At 58.6% G+C, this 15,638-nt stretch carries 16 protein-coding genes; 14 read left to right on the top strand and 2 right to left on the bottom strand.

Annotated features, from left to right (window positions below; genetic code table 11):
- The first annotated feature begins 6 nt into the window (after positions 1-6).
- The 12 genes from ACEN9F_RS13380 (at position 7) to ACEN9F_RS13325 (ending at position 12,581) form a co-directional block, all read left to right on the top strand.
- Positions 7-351 carry a hypothetical protein gene (locus ACEN9F_RS13380; protein WP_413420509.1) on the top strand — a complete coding sequence of 115 codons (345 nt, stop codon included), beginning with the start codon at positions 7-9 and terminating at the stop codon, positions 349-351.
- Between the two features lie 71 nt (positions 352-422).
- Positions 423-716, top strand: a complete 294-nt coding sequence (locus tag ACEN9F_RS13375) for a DUF1799 domain-containing protein (RefSeq protein ID WP_413420508.1) — start codon at positions 423-425, stop codon at positions 714-716.
- Entirely contained in the window at positions 709-5,691 is a 4,983-nt protein-coding gene (locus tag ACEN9F_RS13370) for a phage tail length tape measure family protein (RefSeq protein WP_413420507.1), read from the top strand. The genes ACEN9F_RS13375 and ACEN9F_RS13370 overlap by 8 nt, the downstream gene beginning before the upstream one ends.
- The gene (locus ACEN9F_RS13365) at positions 5,688-7,289 is read left to right on the top strand and encodes a hypothetical protein (protein ID WP_413420506.1); all 1,602 of its coding nucleotides are present in this window, start codon (positions 5,688-5,690) and stop codon (positions 7,287-7,289) included. Before ACEN9F_RS13370 ends, ACEN9F_RS13365 begins: the two co-directional genes overlap by 4 nt.
- Positions 7,290-7,292: 3 nt before the next feature.
- Complete coding sequence (locus tag ACEN9F_RS13360) at positions 7,293-8,162, top strand: hypothetical protein (RefSeq protein ID WP_413420505.1); 870 nt, start codon at positions 7,293-7,295, stop codon at positions 8,160-8,162.
- Positions 8,163-8,176: 14 nt separating this feature from the next.
- Positions 8,177-10,414, top strand: coding sequence for a hypothetical protein (locus tag ACEN9F_RS13355; protein ID WP_413420504.1), 2,238 nt, complete (start codon positions 8,177-8,179; stop codon positions 10,412-10,414).
- Positions 10,411-10,674: a hypothetical protein gene (locus tag ACEN9F_RS13350; RefSeq protein ID WP_413420503.1), complete on the top strand. Its 264-nt coding sequence runs from the start codon at positions 10,411-10,413 to the stop codon at positions 10,672-10,674. The genes ACEN9F_RS13355 and ACEN9F_RS13350 overlap by 4 nt, the downstream gene beginning before the upstream one ends.
- A 45-nt stretch (positions 10,675-10,719) precedes the next feature.
- Positions 10,720-11,067 (top strand): holin, encoded by a 348-nt coding sequence (locus ACEN9F_RS13345; RefSeq protein ID WP_413420502.1) that lies wholly within the window; start codon positions 10,720-10,722, stop codon positions 11,065-11,067.
- Entirely contained in the window at positions 11,064-11,213 is a 150-nt protein-coding gene (locus tag ACEN9F_RS13340) for a hypothetical protein (RefSeq protein ID WP_413420501.1), read from the top strand. Before ACEN9F_RS13345 ends, ACEN9F_RS13340 begins: the two co-directional genes overlap by 4 nt.
- The gene (locus tag ACEN9F_RS13335) at positions 11,210-11,647 is read left to right on the top strand and encodes a D-Ala-D-Ala carboxypeptidase family metallohydrolase (RefSeq protein ID WP_413420500.1); all 438 of its coding nucleotides are present in this window, start codon (positions 11,210-11,212) and stop codon (positions 11,645-11,647) included. The genes ACEN9F_RS13340 and ACEN9F_RS13335 overlap by 4 nt, the downstream gene beginning before the upstream one ends.
- A complete protein-coding gene (locus tag ACEN9F_RS13330) occupies positions 11,644-12,012 on the top strand; it encodes a DUF6527 family protein (protein ID WP_413420499.1) in 369 nt (122 codons plus the stop codon). The genes ACEN9F_RS13335 and ACEN9F_RS13330 overlap by 4 nt, the downstream gene beginning before the upstream one ends.
- Positions 12,012-12,581, top strand: coding sequence for a hypothetical protein (locus ACEN9F_RS13325; RefSeq protein ID WP_413420498.1), 570 nt, complete (start codon positions 12,012-12,014; stop codon positions 12,579-12,581). The genes ACEN9F_RS13330 and ACEN9F_RS13325 overlap by 1 nt, the downstream gene beginning before the upstream one ends.
- Here the strand turns inward: ACEN9F_RS13325 and ACEN9F_RS13320 are convergent.
- Entirely contained in the window at positions 12,578-13,021 is a 444-nt protein-coding gene (locus tag ACEN9F_RS13320; RefSeq protein ID WP_413420497.1) for a hypothetical protein, read from the bottom strand. The two genes, ACEN9F_RS13325 and ACEN9F_RS13320, sit on opposite strands and share 4 nt — an antisense overlap.
- Complete coding sequence (locus tag ACEN9F_RS13315; RefSeq protein WP_413420496.1) at positions 13,021-13,728, bottom strand: SOS response-associated peptidase; 708 nt, start codon at positions 13,726-13,728, stop codon at positions 13,021-13,023. Before ACEN9F_RS13315 ends, ACEN9F_RS13320 begins: the two co-directional genes overlap by 1 nt.
- A 65-nt stretch (positions 13,729-13,793) precedes the next feature.
- Between ACEN9F_RS13315 and ACEN9F_RS13310 the strand changes: the two genes are divergently transcribed.
- Entirely contained in the window at positions 13,794-14,201 is a 408-nt protein-coding gene (locus tag ACEN9F_RS13310; RefSeq protein WP_413420495.1) for a hypothetical protein, read from the top strand.
- A gap of 181 nt (positions 14,202-14,382) precedes the next feature.
- Complete coding sequence (locus ACEN9F_RS13305) at positions 14,383-15,363, top strand: hypothetical protein (protein ID WP_413420494.1); 981 nt, start codon at positions 14,383-14,385, stop codon at positions 15,361-15,363.
- The last annotated feature ends 275 nt before the right edge of the window (positions 15,364-15,638 follow it).

Raw genomic sequence — 15,638 nt, 5'->3', positions numbered from 1 at the left:
GAAAAAATGAGCTCGAAATACAAAGTCGTCATCAGCAACACCGTAATCGTCCCCGTCAGCGGACATACCAAGGACGGCGCTGGCCGCCAGGTTCCTTTCCGCTTCTCCCTGATCTGCACCCGAAAGGGCGCCGACGAGCTGAAGGATCAGCTGGATAACGGCGCGCTGACCAAAGACGTTTTGCGCGAAGTGACCACCGATTGGCGCGACCAGCGCTTGGTGCTGGAGCAGGACGACACGCCCGCCGCATTCAGCGCCGATGCCTTCGACGCTCTTCTCGACATCGCCGGCATGGCCACGCTCTGCTTTAACAAGTATTACAAAGAGAACGGCGCAGCGGAAAAAAACTAGCCGATCTCGCCCGGCTGTCTGCGCTCGGCCTCTTCCATTCGGAAGCCGACACGCGGAACCGGGCGAGTGCGGTGGAAGAGGCGGCCCAGGCGTTTGGTTTGATAGCCGTCTGGCCGGAAGATCGGGAAAAGCCGCCGGAAGTCTATCTCTGGCCGGAAAACGTCTATATCTGGCGACTGTTTCAAGCGGTGCGTACCCAGTGGAGCATCGGGGTCGGCGGGCCAACAGGACTTGACTACGTCAACGTCGAGGTGGTCCTTCGAAAGTGGCGCGTGAAACGGTCGGAAGAGTTGGACGTCTTTTCAAAGATTCAAGCAATGGAACGAGCAATGCTCGACGCCTGGAGCGAAAAACGTAATGGCTGAAACACGGGTAATCATCACGGCTGAAGCCAATCAGGCGATCCAGGAGTTTAGCCGCCTGCGCGCCGAAGCAAGCGGCGCGCTCAATCAAATCGGACGCGGCGGCGGCCAGCTCGACTCCGTCGGCATGTCGGCGAGGGCGACCGCCGCTGCGCTGCGCCAGGTGCCAGCGCAGTTTACCGATATCGTGGTCAGCCTGCAGGCCGGCCAAAATCCTCTGACCGTCCTTCTGCAACAGGGTGGCCAGCTGCGCGACATGTTCGGCAGCACCGGCGCTGCGGCTCGCGCGCTCGGCGGCTACGCCATCGGCTTGATCAACCCTTACACTGTTCTCGCCGCAGCTGCCGCTGCGGTAGCGCTTGCCTACTATCAGGGCAGTAAAGAAGGCGACGCCTACACGAAAGCGATCGTCATGTCCGGGAACGCCGCCGGCGTGTCGAAGGGCCAACTGGCCGACATGGCACGCGAGATCGGCAAGGGCAGCAATACCCAAGGTGCGGCCGCTGCGGCGCTGGCCGAGCTGGTTGGTACCGGCAAGGTTGCGCGCGACAATCTGCAAGCCTTCGCGCTCACCGCGGTAAACGCGCAAAAGTCGATTGGCGCCGCTGTTTCGGATACGGCCAAGGATTTCCAGGAACTTGGCAAGTCGCCGCTCCAGGCCACGGAGCGCCTGAACGAGCGATACAATTACCTGACCGCATCGGTCTATGAGCAGATCCGCGCCCTGGAGCGCAGGGGCGACGTGGACGCCGCTGCCGATATCGCGCAGAAAGCCTACGCCTCGGCGATGGACTCGCGCGCATCCGCGTTGAAGGCAAATCTCGGCACACTGGAATCGGCTTGGGATTGGGTCGCCACCAAATCACGCAAGGCTTGGGACTCGATGCTCGATATCGGCCGAGAAGACACGCTGACACAAAAAATCGACAAGGTCAAGAAGCAAATTCAAGGCATCGATCTGGAGCAGATGTCATTCGTCGGTAGCAGTAAAGAAAACAAGGCGGAATCCAATGTCCGGAAGCAGGCGCTGAAGGACCAGCTGGAAGGCTTGGAAAAGACCCAGCGCGATCAAGATCGCGTCAATGCCGCCAAGGCGGTGGAAAACAACCTGGAGCAGGCGAAGATCAAGTGGCTGCAGGACGGCGAAAAGTACCTGTCGCGTCAGCAGCAGTTGCAGGATGCTGTGACCAAGGCGCGCACCGAGGGCGCGGCGGCGGGCAAGAGCGAGCTGGAGATCAATACGCGCGTCGCCCAGGTAACACAAAGCTACAGCGATATCGCCAACGATTCCATCAATGCTCAGATCGAGGCCATCAAGCGGCGTGGTGCGACCGAGGACTCGGTAGCGCGTCGGTCGATGGATCTGCTCGTGAGCAAGCACAACGTCGGTCTCGTCAACGAGCAGGACTACATCAGCGCCGTGGCGCAGATGGACAACGCGGCGTTCGAAAAGGAAAAAGGGCGCCTCGCTGAGGAACTGGCGCTCACTGCTAAGAAACAGAATAGCCAGAAGGACCAAGCTGCCTTGAGAGGGCAGATTGACCAGGTCTCCGCCGACCAGGCCACGCGGGCTTTAAAGGCGGAGGACGAACTGTTCGAACTGGAGGTACGTAACACGCGCGCCGCTGCGGACAACTACGCGAACGCCTTCGATAAGCAGCAGGCCGCCACGCGCCAGGGCGCAGAGCAGCTGACTGCTCAACGGGACTTTAATGCGCAGATCGGCCTGACGAAAAGCGGGATAGCGGAACTGGCGGCAGCACGCCTTGAGGACCGCGCTGCGATCGCAGAACAGAACGCAGGAATTGCCGACGGGCTGGATTTCAGCGGAAAACTGTCGGAACAATATCGTCAACAGGCCAAGGATCTGCGGGATCTGGCCGCCGCCCAGCGCGAGGGTGCCGCCAAGTCCGCGATCTCCGACAAGTTCAGCCCGAAAGACCTTGAGGACTTCCTGGACCCAGCGAAGGCAAAATCATTTGGTGAGTCCCTGAAGGACGCGTTCGGTGGCGCGGGCGACGCGCTGACAAAGCTCCGTACCTCGCTGGATGACTACGGTATCGCTCAACAGACCATCGAACGTGCACGCGCTGCGGCCGCCGTGGCATTCGCAGGTGATGCTGACAAACTGGCCTCGGCGAACGCCACGATCGCGCGCAAGGAGGCCCAGGCGCGCGTCGGCGCGTACGGAGACATGGCAGGGGCTGCGAAGGGTTTCTTTAAAGAGAATACAGCCGGTTACAAAGTGCTCCAGGGCGCGGAAAAAGCATTTCGCGCCATGGAACTGGCGATGGCGATCGAGAACGCCGTTGCAAAGAGCGGCCTCCTCAGCAGCTTCACCGGTCTCTTCGTAGCCAGCAAGGCGACCGAGACTGCCGCCGACACGACGGCGACCGGCACCTCCGTCGTCAACTCGGGCGTCCGTGCCGCCGCAGATGGCGTGGCAGCATTCGCCAAGACACTGGCGTCCATTCCGTTCCCGTTCAACATCGCCGCCGGCGCCGCCGTAGTCGCGCTGCTCGCCGGAATGGGCGTGGCCATCAGCGGTGGTGGCGGCGGGATCGACGTTTCAAAGCAGCGACAGGAGACGCAAGGCACGGGTTCCGTGTTCGGCGACAGCTCGGCAAAGTCTGACTCGATTGCACGATCCATTGAGCTCGCTGCGACCAATTCCAGCATCGAACTGACGCACACTGCCGGCATGCTGGCTTCGCTGAAGGCGATCGAGAATTCGATCGGTGGACTCGGGAACCTGCTCGTTCGTGGGTCCGGCCTGACCGGCGAAGTGTCTGGCGGAAGCAAGAGTGCGGCTGAAAACCTCGTCAACAACGATACGTTCCAGTTGGCGTTTGGCGGGGTGATTGGGCTGGCCTTCAGCAAGTTGGACCAGGCGCTTGGCGGTTTTGGTGGGAAGCTGGCCAGTTCCATTTTTGGCGGCAAAGTCACCGCGCTAGATACGGGAATCACGGCGAACGCTGCCTCGCTGGCCGCGATCATGTCCGGCGGCCTGAACGCTCAGCAGTACACGGACATTAAGAAGTCTGGTGGGCTGTTCCACAGTGATAAATATGACTCGCCGAAAACCGATCTTGGCGCCGAGGCCAATGACCAGTTCGCAAAGGTTATCCTCGGTCTCTCGAACAGCGTCAAGACCGCAGCCGAGTTGCTAGGCGCCGGCGGCGACGAATTCACCGAGCGCCTGAATTCGTTCGTCGTCGACATCGGCAAGATCAGCCTGAAAGATATGGACGGGGAGGAGATCCAGGCCGCACTGGAGGCGGTGTTCTCGAAGGTGGGCGACGACATGGCACGGTTCGCAGTCGACGGCCTGGAATCATTCCAAAAGGTGGGAGAGGGCTACTTCGAGACATTGACCCGCATCGCTACCGACTATGCGAACGTTGACTCCATTCTGGAGTCTTTGGGCGGCTCGTTCGGCCAGACAGGCATGGCCAGCATCGAAGCGCGCGAGCGGCTGATTGACCTGAACGGCGGCATCGATGAACTTGCGTCGCAAACCTCCTCGTTCGCCGACAACTTCCTCACGGAGGCTGAGCGGCTGGCGCCAGTCCAAAAATACGTTACAGAGCAATTGGCGGCCATGGGCTTGCAGAGCCTGGATACTAGCGAAAAATTCAAGGAATACACGCTGGAGCTGGTCAACTCCGGCGCGTTGGCGACCGAGGCTGGCGCACAGCGATATGCTGATCTGATGGCCTTGCAAGAGGCTTACGCGAAAACCCACGCGGCGAATGTGGATCTCACCAAATCCGAGCAGGCGATTGCCGACGAACGGAAGGACTTGCAAGACCAATATGATGATTTGACGATGTCTGCAGCACAGCTGGCCGAGAAGGCTCGCGCGGCGATCGATAGCCATAACCTGGCATTGTACGATCAGGTACAAGCCGCTCAGGCTGCAGCCGCCGCAGCAGATGCCGTGACCGAGGCGCAATCTGGTTTGCTCTCCGCCTATCAAAAACAGCGGTCTGAGCTCAAGGGGGTTGTCGACGCGCAAAATGCCGCCGTAGCAGCGACCCAGAAGCAGATCGACTCCTTGAAGCTTGGGACACTGTCGAACTTGTCACCCGAACAGAAGTACCAGGAGGCGCAGCGCCAATTCGACGCTGCGGCCGAGGGCGACGCGAAGATCGCCGCCGGACAGGCGTTGCTGCAAGCGTCCCAGGCGTTCAATGGATCCAGCGAAGCATACTCGAAGGACTATGCGAAGGTGCAGGCCCAGTTGGTCCTGCAGGTTGCCTCGCAGCGCGCGGCCGCGTCAATCGCTCAGCAGCAGCTTGCTGCGCTTGATACTCAGATCGGCAAGCTGGTCGATATCGATTCCGGCATTGGAACGCTGAACAGTACGATGGTGGAATTGCAGAAAGCGATTCTGACCCTAGGGGCGGCGATGTCCGCCCAAGCGGTTGCTGCTGCGGCGGCGGGCAAGCCGAACAAGGCCCTTGCGGACCAGGGGCACGCGGCGATTACCGGTGTGGTCGAGAACCTTTACTCGACGCTCCTTGGCCGTCACTCGGAAACCGAAGGATTGAACTTCTGGACCGCTGCAGTCGAGTCTGGTCAGATTACCTACGATCAACTGGTTGCCGGCTTCACCGGATCCGATGAATACAAGGCCCTCAACGTCACGGCCCATGCGAAAGGCGGTATCGCGGACGACTGGGCACTTGTTGGTGAGGAAGGGCCAGAGATGGTCAACTTTAGCGAACCTGGCCGCGTGTACACCGCGAGCGAGACGCGCAGCGCGCTCAGCGGCGGCAGTTCGTCAGAAGAGTCCGCAAAGCCGTCAAGAGCGATCGAGCAACAGAACAGATTGATCGAAGCGAATAACAGGCTGTTGGAGCGTCAGAACGAATTGTTGGAAGCACTAGCCAGTGGCGCGGCCACCAGCGACGATATTCGCGGATTGAAACAATCCATCGTCGTGGCGGTTTCCAAAAAGGCGGTGCTCACATGAGTGAGCAGATCCTGCTGGTCGAGATCGACGGGTTCAATACCGACACGGGCGCAGTTGAGACGTTGCGGTTTTGCGATGGCCTGGCTTACCGTCTCCGTCCATCCGAGGTGCCGGCTAACGCCCTGTACCGGCCCTTCGTCAAGGATCCTGGCTGGAGCCGTGTCGATGTCTTCACCGGGCCGGGCCAGTATGGCCATATCACGCCGGGTGAGTGTGTCTTGGACGATAGCAGTGGCGAGATCGGCGCCCACCTGATCAAGTATGCCTTCGACGGCCGCCGTATCGTTGTGCGTACCGGTTTGCGCGGTGCGCCATACCCTGCTGGCTTCGTGACAGTCATCAACGGGACGATGGCGCGTGCGCCGATGTTTGGCTGGGGCCAGATCACCTTTGTCCCGGCCGACCTGACTGCAGCGCAGGCCAAGACGCTCCAGACGGTGCGATTCTCTGGAAGCAATGTGCTCCCGAACGGCGTGGAAGGGTTGGATGACTTGCTGGGCAAGGTGAAGCCGCTCGTCTTCGCACTGGCCTCGAACATGACACCGGTACTGTGCAACACGTCGAAGTTGATCTATCAAGTATCGACCGTCATTGATGCCGGCTTGGTCGCGGTCTCTGCCGTGCGCGACGGCGGAGTGCCGCTCACACTTGGCGCGGCCTACACGTCGGTCGCTGACATGCTGGCGACAGGGCCGGCAGCGAACTCCTACCGCGTCCTCTCGACCGCTACCGAAGGGTGCTACATCCGTTTGGGTAGTTCGCCCGTGAAGGGCATCACTTGTGACGCGGCGTATGGGGCATCCGCCGATCGGACTCATGCGCAAGCGTGGCGCCGGGTGCTCACATATTCCGGTGTTTCAGGCGTCCAGATATCCGATTCTGACATTGCCGCGCTCGATGCTGCACTGCCTGCGGAGATTGAGTTTGCTGTGTTCGACGAAACGAACGCCGACAGTGCTTTATCAGTCATCGCAAACAGTGCGGCAGCTGCTTGGTATGGCGATCCATCCGGTATTCATCGTCTTGTCCAGTGGGCGGCCCCTTCCGGCGCGCCAGTTGCTACGCTCACCTCCTTGCGGACAGACACGATGGGCATAGATGATCCAGTTGGTAACGACGGCGTCGCGCCAGCATACTTGGTGAGCCTGTCTTACGGGCGGAACTGGACCCCTCAAAAAGACGCTGACCTCAATGGGGATAAGACAAGTGCGTCGGACAATGTGCGCGCACCAGGATCACGCGCTGGTTTGCCGGCGCGCGTCTGGCTCGAAAGCCAGTATCGCGTGGCCATAGCTATCGATACCGATGTCCTGGTGCGCTATCGCAATGCGGTGAAGTTGGAGTTGACTTCGCTGATCTCGGCCGCCGGCGCTGCGCAGGCATTCGCGGACACCTTGCGAGACACCTATAAGGTGGCGCGCCAGATGACATCTTTCTCTGGCTGGCTATCCGATTCGCAGATCAACGTCGTTCGACCTGGAACCGTGGTGTTGTTGCGGCAGGAGCGCTGGAACTATGGGCCTGGCCGCCTTATGCGAGTCGCTGGGGTGCAGATCGACCGGCGCACAAAAAAAACCGAACTTACCTGCTGGGGCTGATGAATGGCAAATCCGAAATTTTGTTTTCCCAACTGGACGCTGCCAACCGCCAACGTCGCTCCGACTGCGGCTGGTCCTGGCTGGCTTGATTTGGACAAGCTGCAGGGCGATGTGCTATCTGAAATGGCACGATATCCAGGCGTTGACTTGACCGGTTCGCGCCTGGTGATCGACTTGGGGCAACTGCGAAACGTCGCCATCCTGGCGCTACCTCACCACAATGCGGGGATTTACGACAGCGCGCGGATCCGGTTTTGCACCGATGCGGCGTTGACCGATGCCGTCATCGACTCGGGATGGAAGGAATTCTTTGGCGTCATCTATCCGTATGGCACGCTTGATCCATCCCGCGCCGAGTGGATCGATGGCCGCCTGACCGCCGAGGATGCTGTCGGTGTGGTCTACGCGTGGATGCATGAGGTGCCTGTCGCGCAGATTGGTCGTTACCTCGATATTCAGCTCGACTTCAGACACAATCCCGATGGCTACGTGGATCTCGGCCAAGTGGTCGCATCCCCATTGCTGGCTTCGGTTCAGGGCATTTCCTACGGGGCCACGCCACCTTTCTACGTCGATCCGTCTACCAAAACGAGGGCGAAGGGCGGCCCGCAGTTTGCGGACAAACAGCGGAAATATCTGATGTCCAAGGTCCAGTTCAACTGGCTCGGCACCGCTGAGATGTACAGCGGATTTTTTGAGCTAGTACGTCGGTATGGCTTGACGCAGCCATTCTTCTTCATCTACGACTCCGACGCAGATCCTGTGCTGCTTCAAAAGCAGTGCTTCATGTGCACGGCTGACGAGATCACGCCTCCCAGCAACACGATGCTGAACGTCAACACTCTGGCGCTCACCCTTACGCAGGCATTTTAGAAAGGCAACACCAAATGAATTCCATTGATTTCACCATCAACGGCCACCGCTATACGAACGATCCTGCCATTGTCGAGAGTGCGGCGATCCCGCCGGAGTATCAGTTCATCGGCTACAACGCAATCAACGCGTTGGCCAATTACGCTATCGATGTCGTTGCGGTGGGCGGGAGTACGATCGGCGATGCCGAGATCGCGGCAGCGGCAGCGGCGGCCAGCGCGGCGTCGGCGATCGTGTCCGCGAGTACTTCGGGCAGCAGCACGTCGGCGGTCCTGGTGGGCGTTGGCAATAAGTCCTTTGTAATGCAGCCAGGTAAAAATTTCCTGAAAGGCATGTGGGTCACTTTAGCGCGTACTTCTGCGGCGTCAACCATATGGATGAACGGTCCACTTGACAGCTATGATCCTGTGACCGGCGCCTCGACGGCTGTCATGACGCGTGCGCAAGGTACCGGCACTTTCACGGATTGGACAGTGGCCCTGTCGTCGCCGGCATCACCAGCAACCGGCGGTGCTCAGGTTAACGGCCCTGGCGCACTGACTACAACATCATTGCGTTACCAGGAGATTCAACCAAGTGGACCAGGGGATGGATTTACCGTTCCCTCATCGGTTGTCGGAGTGCAGGGGCCGGGCCTGTTCACGATTAAAAACCGTTCAGTGGGTTACGGTTGGGAAACAAATATTAGAAACAGCATCAATGGGCTTATTGGATTTGTTCGTCCAGGCCGGCGCGCATACATCGATGCCAGAGTTTCGGCATTCGATGTCGCGGACACCTCCCCGATCGGCGCAAACCAAATCAAGCAAGTCAGCTTCAGCGGTATTGTTGCCGGCACTTCCGGCCTGTGGACGAAAGCGGTCCGCCTTCCGTCCGGAGTAGAGATCATTCTGGTGCATGGTGCAGCGCTGCATGCCGTTGTTTATGACGGCTTTGGGAACTATAGCGGAACGCTGCTGATCCGCGCTGCCTTGTCGACCACCGGAAGCGAGTCGACCGTCGCTGCAGTGCCCGTTGGAGACGGTACCGACAATATTCTGATCACGTCGGTGCCTGATGGCGGAACGGCGCTTCAATCAGTCGTGCTCGCTAGCTCCGTCTCCGGCGTTTCGCTGGGTACGCCTGTTCCAACGACAGTAACGGCGGTCGGCCGCATTGTCGAGCTGCGCCAGGTTGCCGACGCGGGCGGTGCGCTGATCTTTATCTTGGGCTTGATGAATTCGGCGGGCACTTCATTGGCAACCTACGGGATCAGCGTCACTACGGCAGGTGCCACCCCATTAACGGTCGGGGCCGTTCGCACCGATACGACTACTGGTGGGGTTGCGGCGCTGCTGACTGATCCCGCGAACCCCAACGTGTTCATGACCGTTACCGCATCGGCGACGACGACATTGACGGTCAAGGCCGTCACCTTGTCTGCGGCAGCCGCGCAGACGCCCGGGGGATCTGCCAGCGCAACTGTTACCGCCAGCACGCCGATTATCGTGCGCGGGCAGAGTGACAACATCACAGAGTACGGCCCGTGGGCGGTCGCCTATACGGTCACCAACTCGGTGAAGGTTGCAAAGTTGACGTTGACCGGCACTGCGCCGGCGCTAAGCGCTCCGGCTTCCGTCAACTCCGCAATCACCACGGTGTCGGGTAGCGCACTGGGTCAGACGTTCGCCGCTAACACCGGATACCTAAGTGCTGCGGTGACTGGCACCGACTCCAGCGGACGTCCTTTGGTGGAGATGCTTGACTTCGACATCTCCGGTATCGCACCGGTAGGAGTGGGGGCCATTACGGCGGTTGCCATGGCAGCTGCAGCAACAGCTGTTTGGATCGGGCCAGGCACCGGCACAATCGTGGGATTGTGGCAGTTGACGTCGACCTCTGAAGCGCTGGTCGCGAACACGCAGCCTGCCGGAATAACGGTGCCAAGCACCTATCGCATGGGGAATGTCGGCGCGTATGCGCAAATGCTGCTGGCGCCGGATCCGTTGACGATCAAGGCGTCTCGGCACCGGACGACTATGAGGTCCGTCAATAAGTGCATGGCGATCGGCGATGGATCGAAACCCAGCATCGAATACAGCATGATGGGCGCGTTCGGCGAACCAACCGTCAGGCCGATTCCGGCCGTTGCCCAGCTGACCTTCGGCAGCTTCAATAACGACACCTATACCGATAGCACGTGGGTCGCCGCCGGTCTCGCTCCTAATACCAACATCATCCTCGAAAACATCGTTCTAGTGAGCGCCCTATGATCGTCTCGACTTCTATTGGCCTGTTTGGTCCCTTTGAGCGGCGCGAAATGTTACCAGACCGTATCCGCACCTGGCCATACGGCTTTGTTGAAGGCGATGCCGGCGCTGATTTGCCGCTAGCAGTGGTTGGCGCCGTCGAAATTATCGACATCGAAACGCCGGCAGGATTTAGCGCTGATGCCTTCGCCTGGAATGGCACCGAGCTGGTGCCGAATCCTCCGGCAGAGACTGCTGGGCCGATCGAACCGATCGCCGAATAATTTCAACAATAGCCCTCGCCACGGGCATATCAAACAAGGGCCAATATGACCGAACCAGTAACCACCACCGCCGCCATTGTCGCCGCCGGCATGAAATCCGCGATGGTCTACCTTCCAGGCGCTGCCGGCGCCGCAATATCGCTCAAGTTCCTTGGCCAGGAGCTGGGCTTCTGGCAGCGCGTCACCTCGTTCGCCATTGGGCTGACCTGCGCAGTATACGTGGCGCCGGCGGCCGTCGAGTATCTCGACATCAAAGGGGATCGCGTGCACTCGGGTATTCAGTTTCTGGTCGGACTGTTTGCGCTGGCCGTTTGCCGCGAGATGTTCGTCGAGATTAATTCTGCGGACCTGATCGGGTCGATCAAGCGCCGCATTTTCGGGAGTAATCCATGAATCCTGCCGCTGTCCAGCAGCTCCTGGCGAGCGCCATTCTTGGCGCCTGTGTATGGGGCGTCTTGAATCCCAAGCTTCACACGCGCACCAGCGGAACCCTGGTGCTTTCCTTGATCGGTATCCTTGCCTTTATGAGTCTGACATGAACCTTTCCGAACACTTTACCCTTGAAGAACTGGTGGCCTCGCAGATCGCGGCGCGCCGCCGCATCGACAACCGGCCGCCACCGGCGATCATCGAGAACCTGCGCCGTGTCGCCGCCGTACTCGAGCAGGTGCGCGCGCTGGTCGGTCGCGCCATCACAGTGTCCAGCGGCTACCGTTCGCCTGCGTTGAACGCCGCCGCCGGAGGCGCGCGCGAGAGCGCTCACCTGCAGGGCCTGGCCGCCGACATCACGGTGTCGGGCCTCGCACCAAAGGATCTTGCCAAGGCGATCGTCAAGGCCGGCATTGAATTCGACCAGCTGATCTACGAGGGTACATGGGTGCATATCGGCCTGGCCGCCGGCAAGCTGCGCGGCCAAGTGTTGACCGCCACCTTCGCGCCCGGCGGCGTCGTCTATTCGGTGGGGATCGCATGAGCGCCGGCGTGAAAGCTAAAGCCATGAGCGACAACCAAGTGGCATTCGATTGTCCTGGGTGTGGTGAGATTCACGTGCTGCCTATTGGCCCGGCAGCCGATGGCCGCCCGCGACCGATGTGGGGCTACAACGGCAACAGCGCGGCGCCGACGTTCACACCTTCGGTGCTGGCGACGAATGGCCATTACATGCAGGGCCATGCCGGTCCTGAGTGCTGGTGTACTTACGAAGCCCGAACCGGCCGCAGTTCACCGTTCAAGTGCGGCATTTGCCATTCGTTCGTGACCGATGGACAGATTCAGTTCCTCAACGATTGTACCCATGCGCTCGCCGGACAAACCATATCCCTTCCAGATTGGAGTTGATGATGAGCATTGACGTTATCCCATGGTGGTGGAAGCTGCTCGGCGCCGGCGCACTGCTGGCCGGCCTGTTTGTTGCGGAACAGGCTTACGAATCGCATCTGGTGAAACAGGGCGACATCTCCGGCTATGCGCGCGCAAAAGGCGAATGGGCATCTGCTGAATCCAGGATCAAGGCCGAGGCCGAGCGCCTAGCCAGCGAGGAAACCAAGAAGGCGCGCGAGGAAACCGCCGCGCTGCAACTGAAGTTTGACCAGCTGGGCGACGTCCAGCAGAAAGCCAGAATCGATCATGAAAACGATATCCGCATTGCTGTTGCTGGCGTCCTCGCTGGCACTGAGCGCCTGTCAATCCCTACCGCCGCCGGCTCCGGTAGTGCGCTACCTGAAGCCGGAGCGGTCGAAAGTGCCGCAGCTGGAGCCGGCGCTGCGCCAGAAGCGCGAGTCGAACTCCTGCCGGGAGTTTCTGCAGCTATTTTCCGCTTCGCCGGCGAGCATGGACAGCTTGTGCGGGACTATAACGACGTCCTCGATCGATTCGACGCCGTCCGCGCCAGCTGCAATGCCGACTAAATAACGGTCGGCATTCCGTCGATCAAGACCTGCAGGCGCTCCAAGTCCTCGGCGCGCGCCGCCGGCCCAGCCTGCGCCTGCCACAGCTGAAGCGCGCCAATGGCCATGCTTCGGCGCACGATCAGCTCCGGCGCACCTTCAATCTCCCAGGCTGAGGTCAGGCGTGCAATCGTCTCCTCGGCGTGGCGCGTGATCCAGCTGTATATCTCCACGTGCGAATTCCTCACTACTGAGCCGACTACCTCCAGCTGTTCCGCTGCGTACCCTTCGCGGTATGTCACGCCGTCAACCATCCACTCGCATACAACCGCGTTTGCGATTCCCTCCCAAGTCGCCTGGTCGCCCAGGTCCGAGTTCATCACGACCATAGCCTGGCCGTGGCCTTGCACCTGTACGATGTCGCCCTCAGTGGGCCGCTTCGCTTCCATATTTTTTTCCATCAAAATCCTAAATCGAGGTTGCTGCCTCGTGGTTCGGCCGGCGGCGCTGCGGCCTTCGTTGTGCGCGGCGGCACCGGGAATTCCCACGACTTCATCAGCTCGGCCGGGTAGGGGCGCAGGAAGCTGCGCGCATATTCCGGATCCTTGCACTCCAGCCATTCATCCCACTCTGCCTGCGGCACGATGACCAGCGCGCGCTTCTCGTCGCCCGGCTTATGGAAGCGACGCATCAGCTGGTGGTCGTCGGCGTTCATGGTCAGTTGCGTGAACGACGCCTCTTTGCCGCCCTCGCTTTCCCATTCCCGCCACAGGCCGGCCACAGCGAACATCGACTGGTCCGCCATCCCAATACCCCACCGCACCGGCTTGCCGCTTTCGTAGCAGGGCTCATAGAACGCCGTCATCGGCACCAGGCACAATTGTGTTCGCCTCCAGGCGCCGGAGAATGAGCGCAACTGGCCGATGGTCTCGGCACGCGCGTTCATCGTGTCGAAGGGGCGCACTCCTACTGGAATGTGCTTGCGCGGCACCATCCCGTAGCTGGCCAGTACTCCCTCGCGCTTGCCGTCGGCGCCGCGCCTCACGATTGGCGCGTTGTAGTCCTTCCAGGTCTCCGTTTTCCAGAAGCCCGTATCGTGTAGATTGATCACCACGCCCATGACGGCATCGAGCATTTCAGGGTCTGGCGGGCGAAAGTTGACACACATGGCTGCCTCGGAGGTGTAAAGACAACATCATAGCGCTTTTCTGAGATGGCGATTATACTGTATGTATGTACAGTAAAATCATCCAAAAGAGGTATCGCGGCGTAGAGCGCCCGGACCGCGACTTATCGAACGACCCTGGCACCTTCGGCATGATCGAGATGCATCGTGTCGGGGGATTTGTTCGGATGCAAGTGCGCATGTACGGCAATCAGTTGCCCGAGGCCGTATTGCTGCCCGCGTTATGGGATGCCACTTGCGAAGAATGGAGCGGAACAATGATGAGCTGGAACGGTTACCAGCAGGCGCAACTTCCAGAGAAAAAGGGGCAGTCGGCATATTTCCAACAATGGATTATTGAGATCATCGGCGAGCGGCCGCCGCCAGATAAAATCAAGGGGCACTTCGACACCTACAATGTGGGACGGGGCGATCCACCAGCTGACGCCGCCGGCAGGACTCCAGCAGCGCCCTGAACGGTACGGCAGAAAGGTTTTCCTGGCGGCGTAGCTTTTAGTGTCACTTTATGTAGACGATTGCGTTTCTCTTGGGGCGAAGTACTAATGCAACATAGGTGATTATTGCATATTTGCACATGTACTAGAATTGAGGTACTGTCTCATTGGAAAATATGTAAATTCTCAAGAGGATATAGCGATGACTGCGGCTAAAGCGATTCTGGACGATTACGATTATATGCGGCCAATTGAGACAATATATTTTGATGTTGATCGTTGTATTTATTGCGGCTGTAAAAATGGTCTCGATAAGGAACATATTGTCCCTTACTGGATGATGGGGGGGTATGTCATTAGAAATGCCAGCTGCAAAGTTTGTGCAACAATTACTAGTCGTTTTGAGAATGAATTATCTAACACTTCGTTTGCAGTACTTAGGAGAAGAATGAGATTTCAATCTCGCTCATCAAAGAAGGAAAGAAAAAACAACGCACCTCCTCCTTTGTTTGAACTCATTGTAAATGAAGCGGGAGATGAGTCGGTTAAATTTGTGCAGGCGCATCAGTTGCCGGCCGTAGTCGTGTCGCTGCAGTACCCGCCTGCAGGCATACTTGAGGGACGTGCACCCTTACCAGCACTCCGTCCGCGAGACTTGCCCGTTAGGATAACATTCATGAATATTACTGGAATGGTTCCGAAGAGGAAGGAGATTTTATACGGGAAATTTAAAATTCCCTTTAATCCAACAAGTTATATGCGGTTAGCGGCAAAAATTGCTCATGGTTTTTTTAGCGTGGCAAAAGAATTTTCGGATTTTAAGCCACTTTTGAATGGGGCAATACTCACAGGCCATTATGTTTCCTACTTTGTCGGGATGCCTGTTGAAAGGCCCGATGTTGACAAGTCAGGTCACATGGTTACATTATCCGTGCGGACCATACCTCCTGACAGTTACTATGAATATGCGGTGGCTACAATTAATCTGTTTTGTGAATTTGGCGGGCCATGCTTTGAAGTCGTAACTGGACGGAGGAGAATCGAAGGCCTCGGAGGTGACTCATCTAGCGAAAAGTATCTTCCGGAGATTTACGGGAGCGAAGGCAAGTTCGAGAGCTGTATAATATTGTCTACGGCTAGCGCATCCGCTCCTGTTGCGATCAATCAAGGGACTTCTGCATAGTAAACACTTCTGATGCAAGTGCATTTGCTGTTCGGCGTAGATTTTTGTACAGACGTCCTATATGCATTACACCGCTTCGCTCACATCCGCGTGCGGGTGCCAGTTCGGTTCCCGAAATGCTGCTCGGAAAATGTGGCAATGAAATGGCAAAAATAATTGTAAGTATTTGATTTTACGGGTGTATTGTTTCCGGCAAGCGGCACCAGAACACAGCAGTAAGAAGTACCAAGAAGTCTCAAAACCCGCTCTCCTCATAGGAGAAGCGGGTTTTTTAT

The sequence above is a fragment of the Duganella sp. CT11-25 genome (genome assembly GCF_047302815.1).
In the GTDB taxonomy this organism is placed as follows: Bacteria; Pseudomonadota; Gammaproteobacteria; order Burkholderiales; family Burkholderiaceae_D; genus Rugamonas.
Note: the sequence above shows the minus strand (reverse complement) of the source record. Positions and strands in the feature narration are given on the sequence as shown.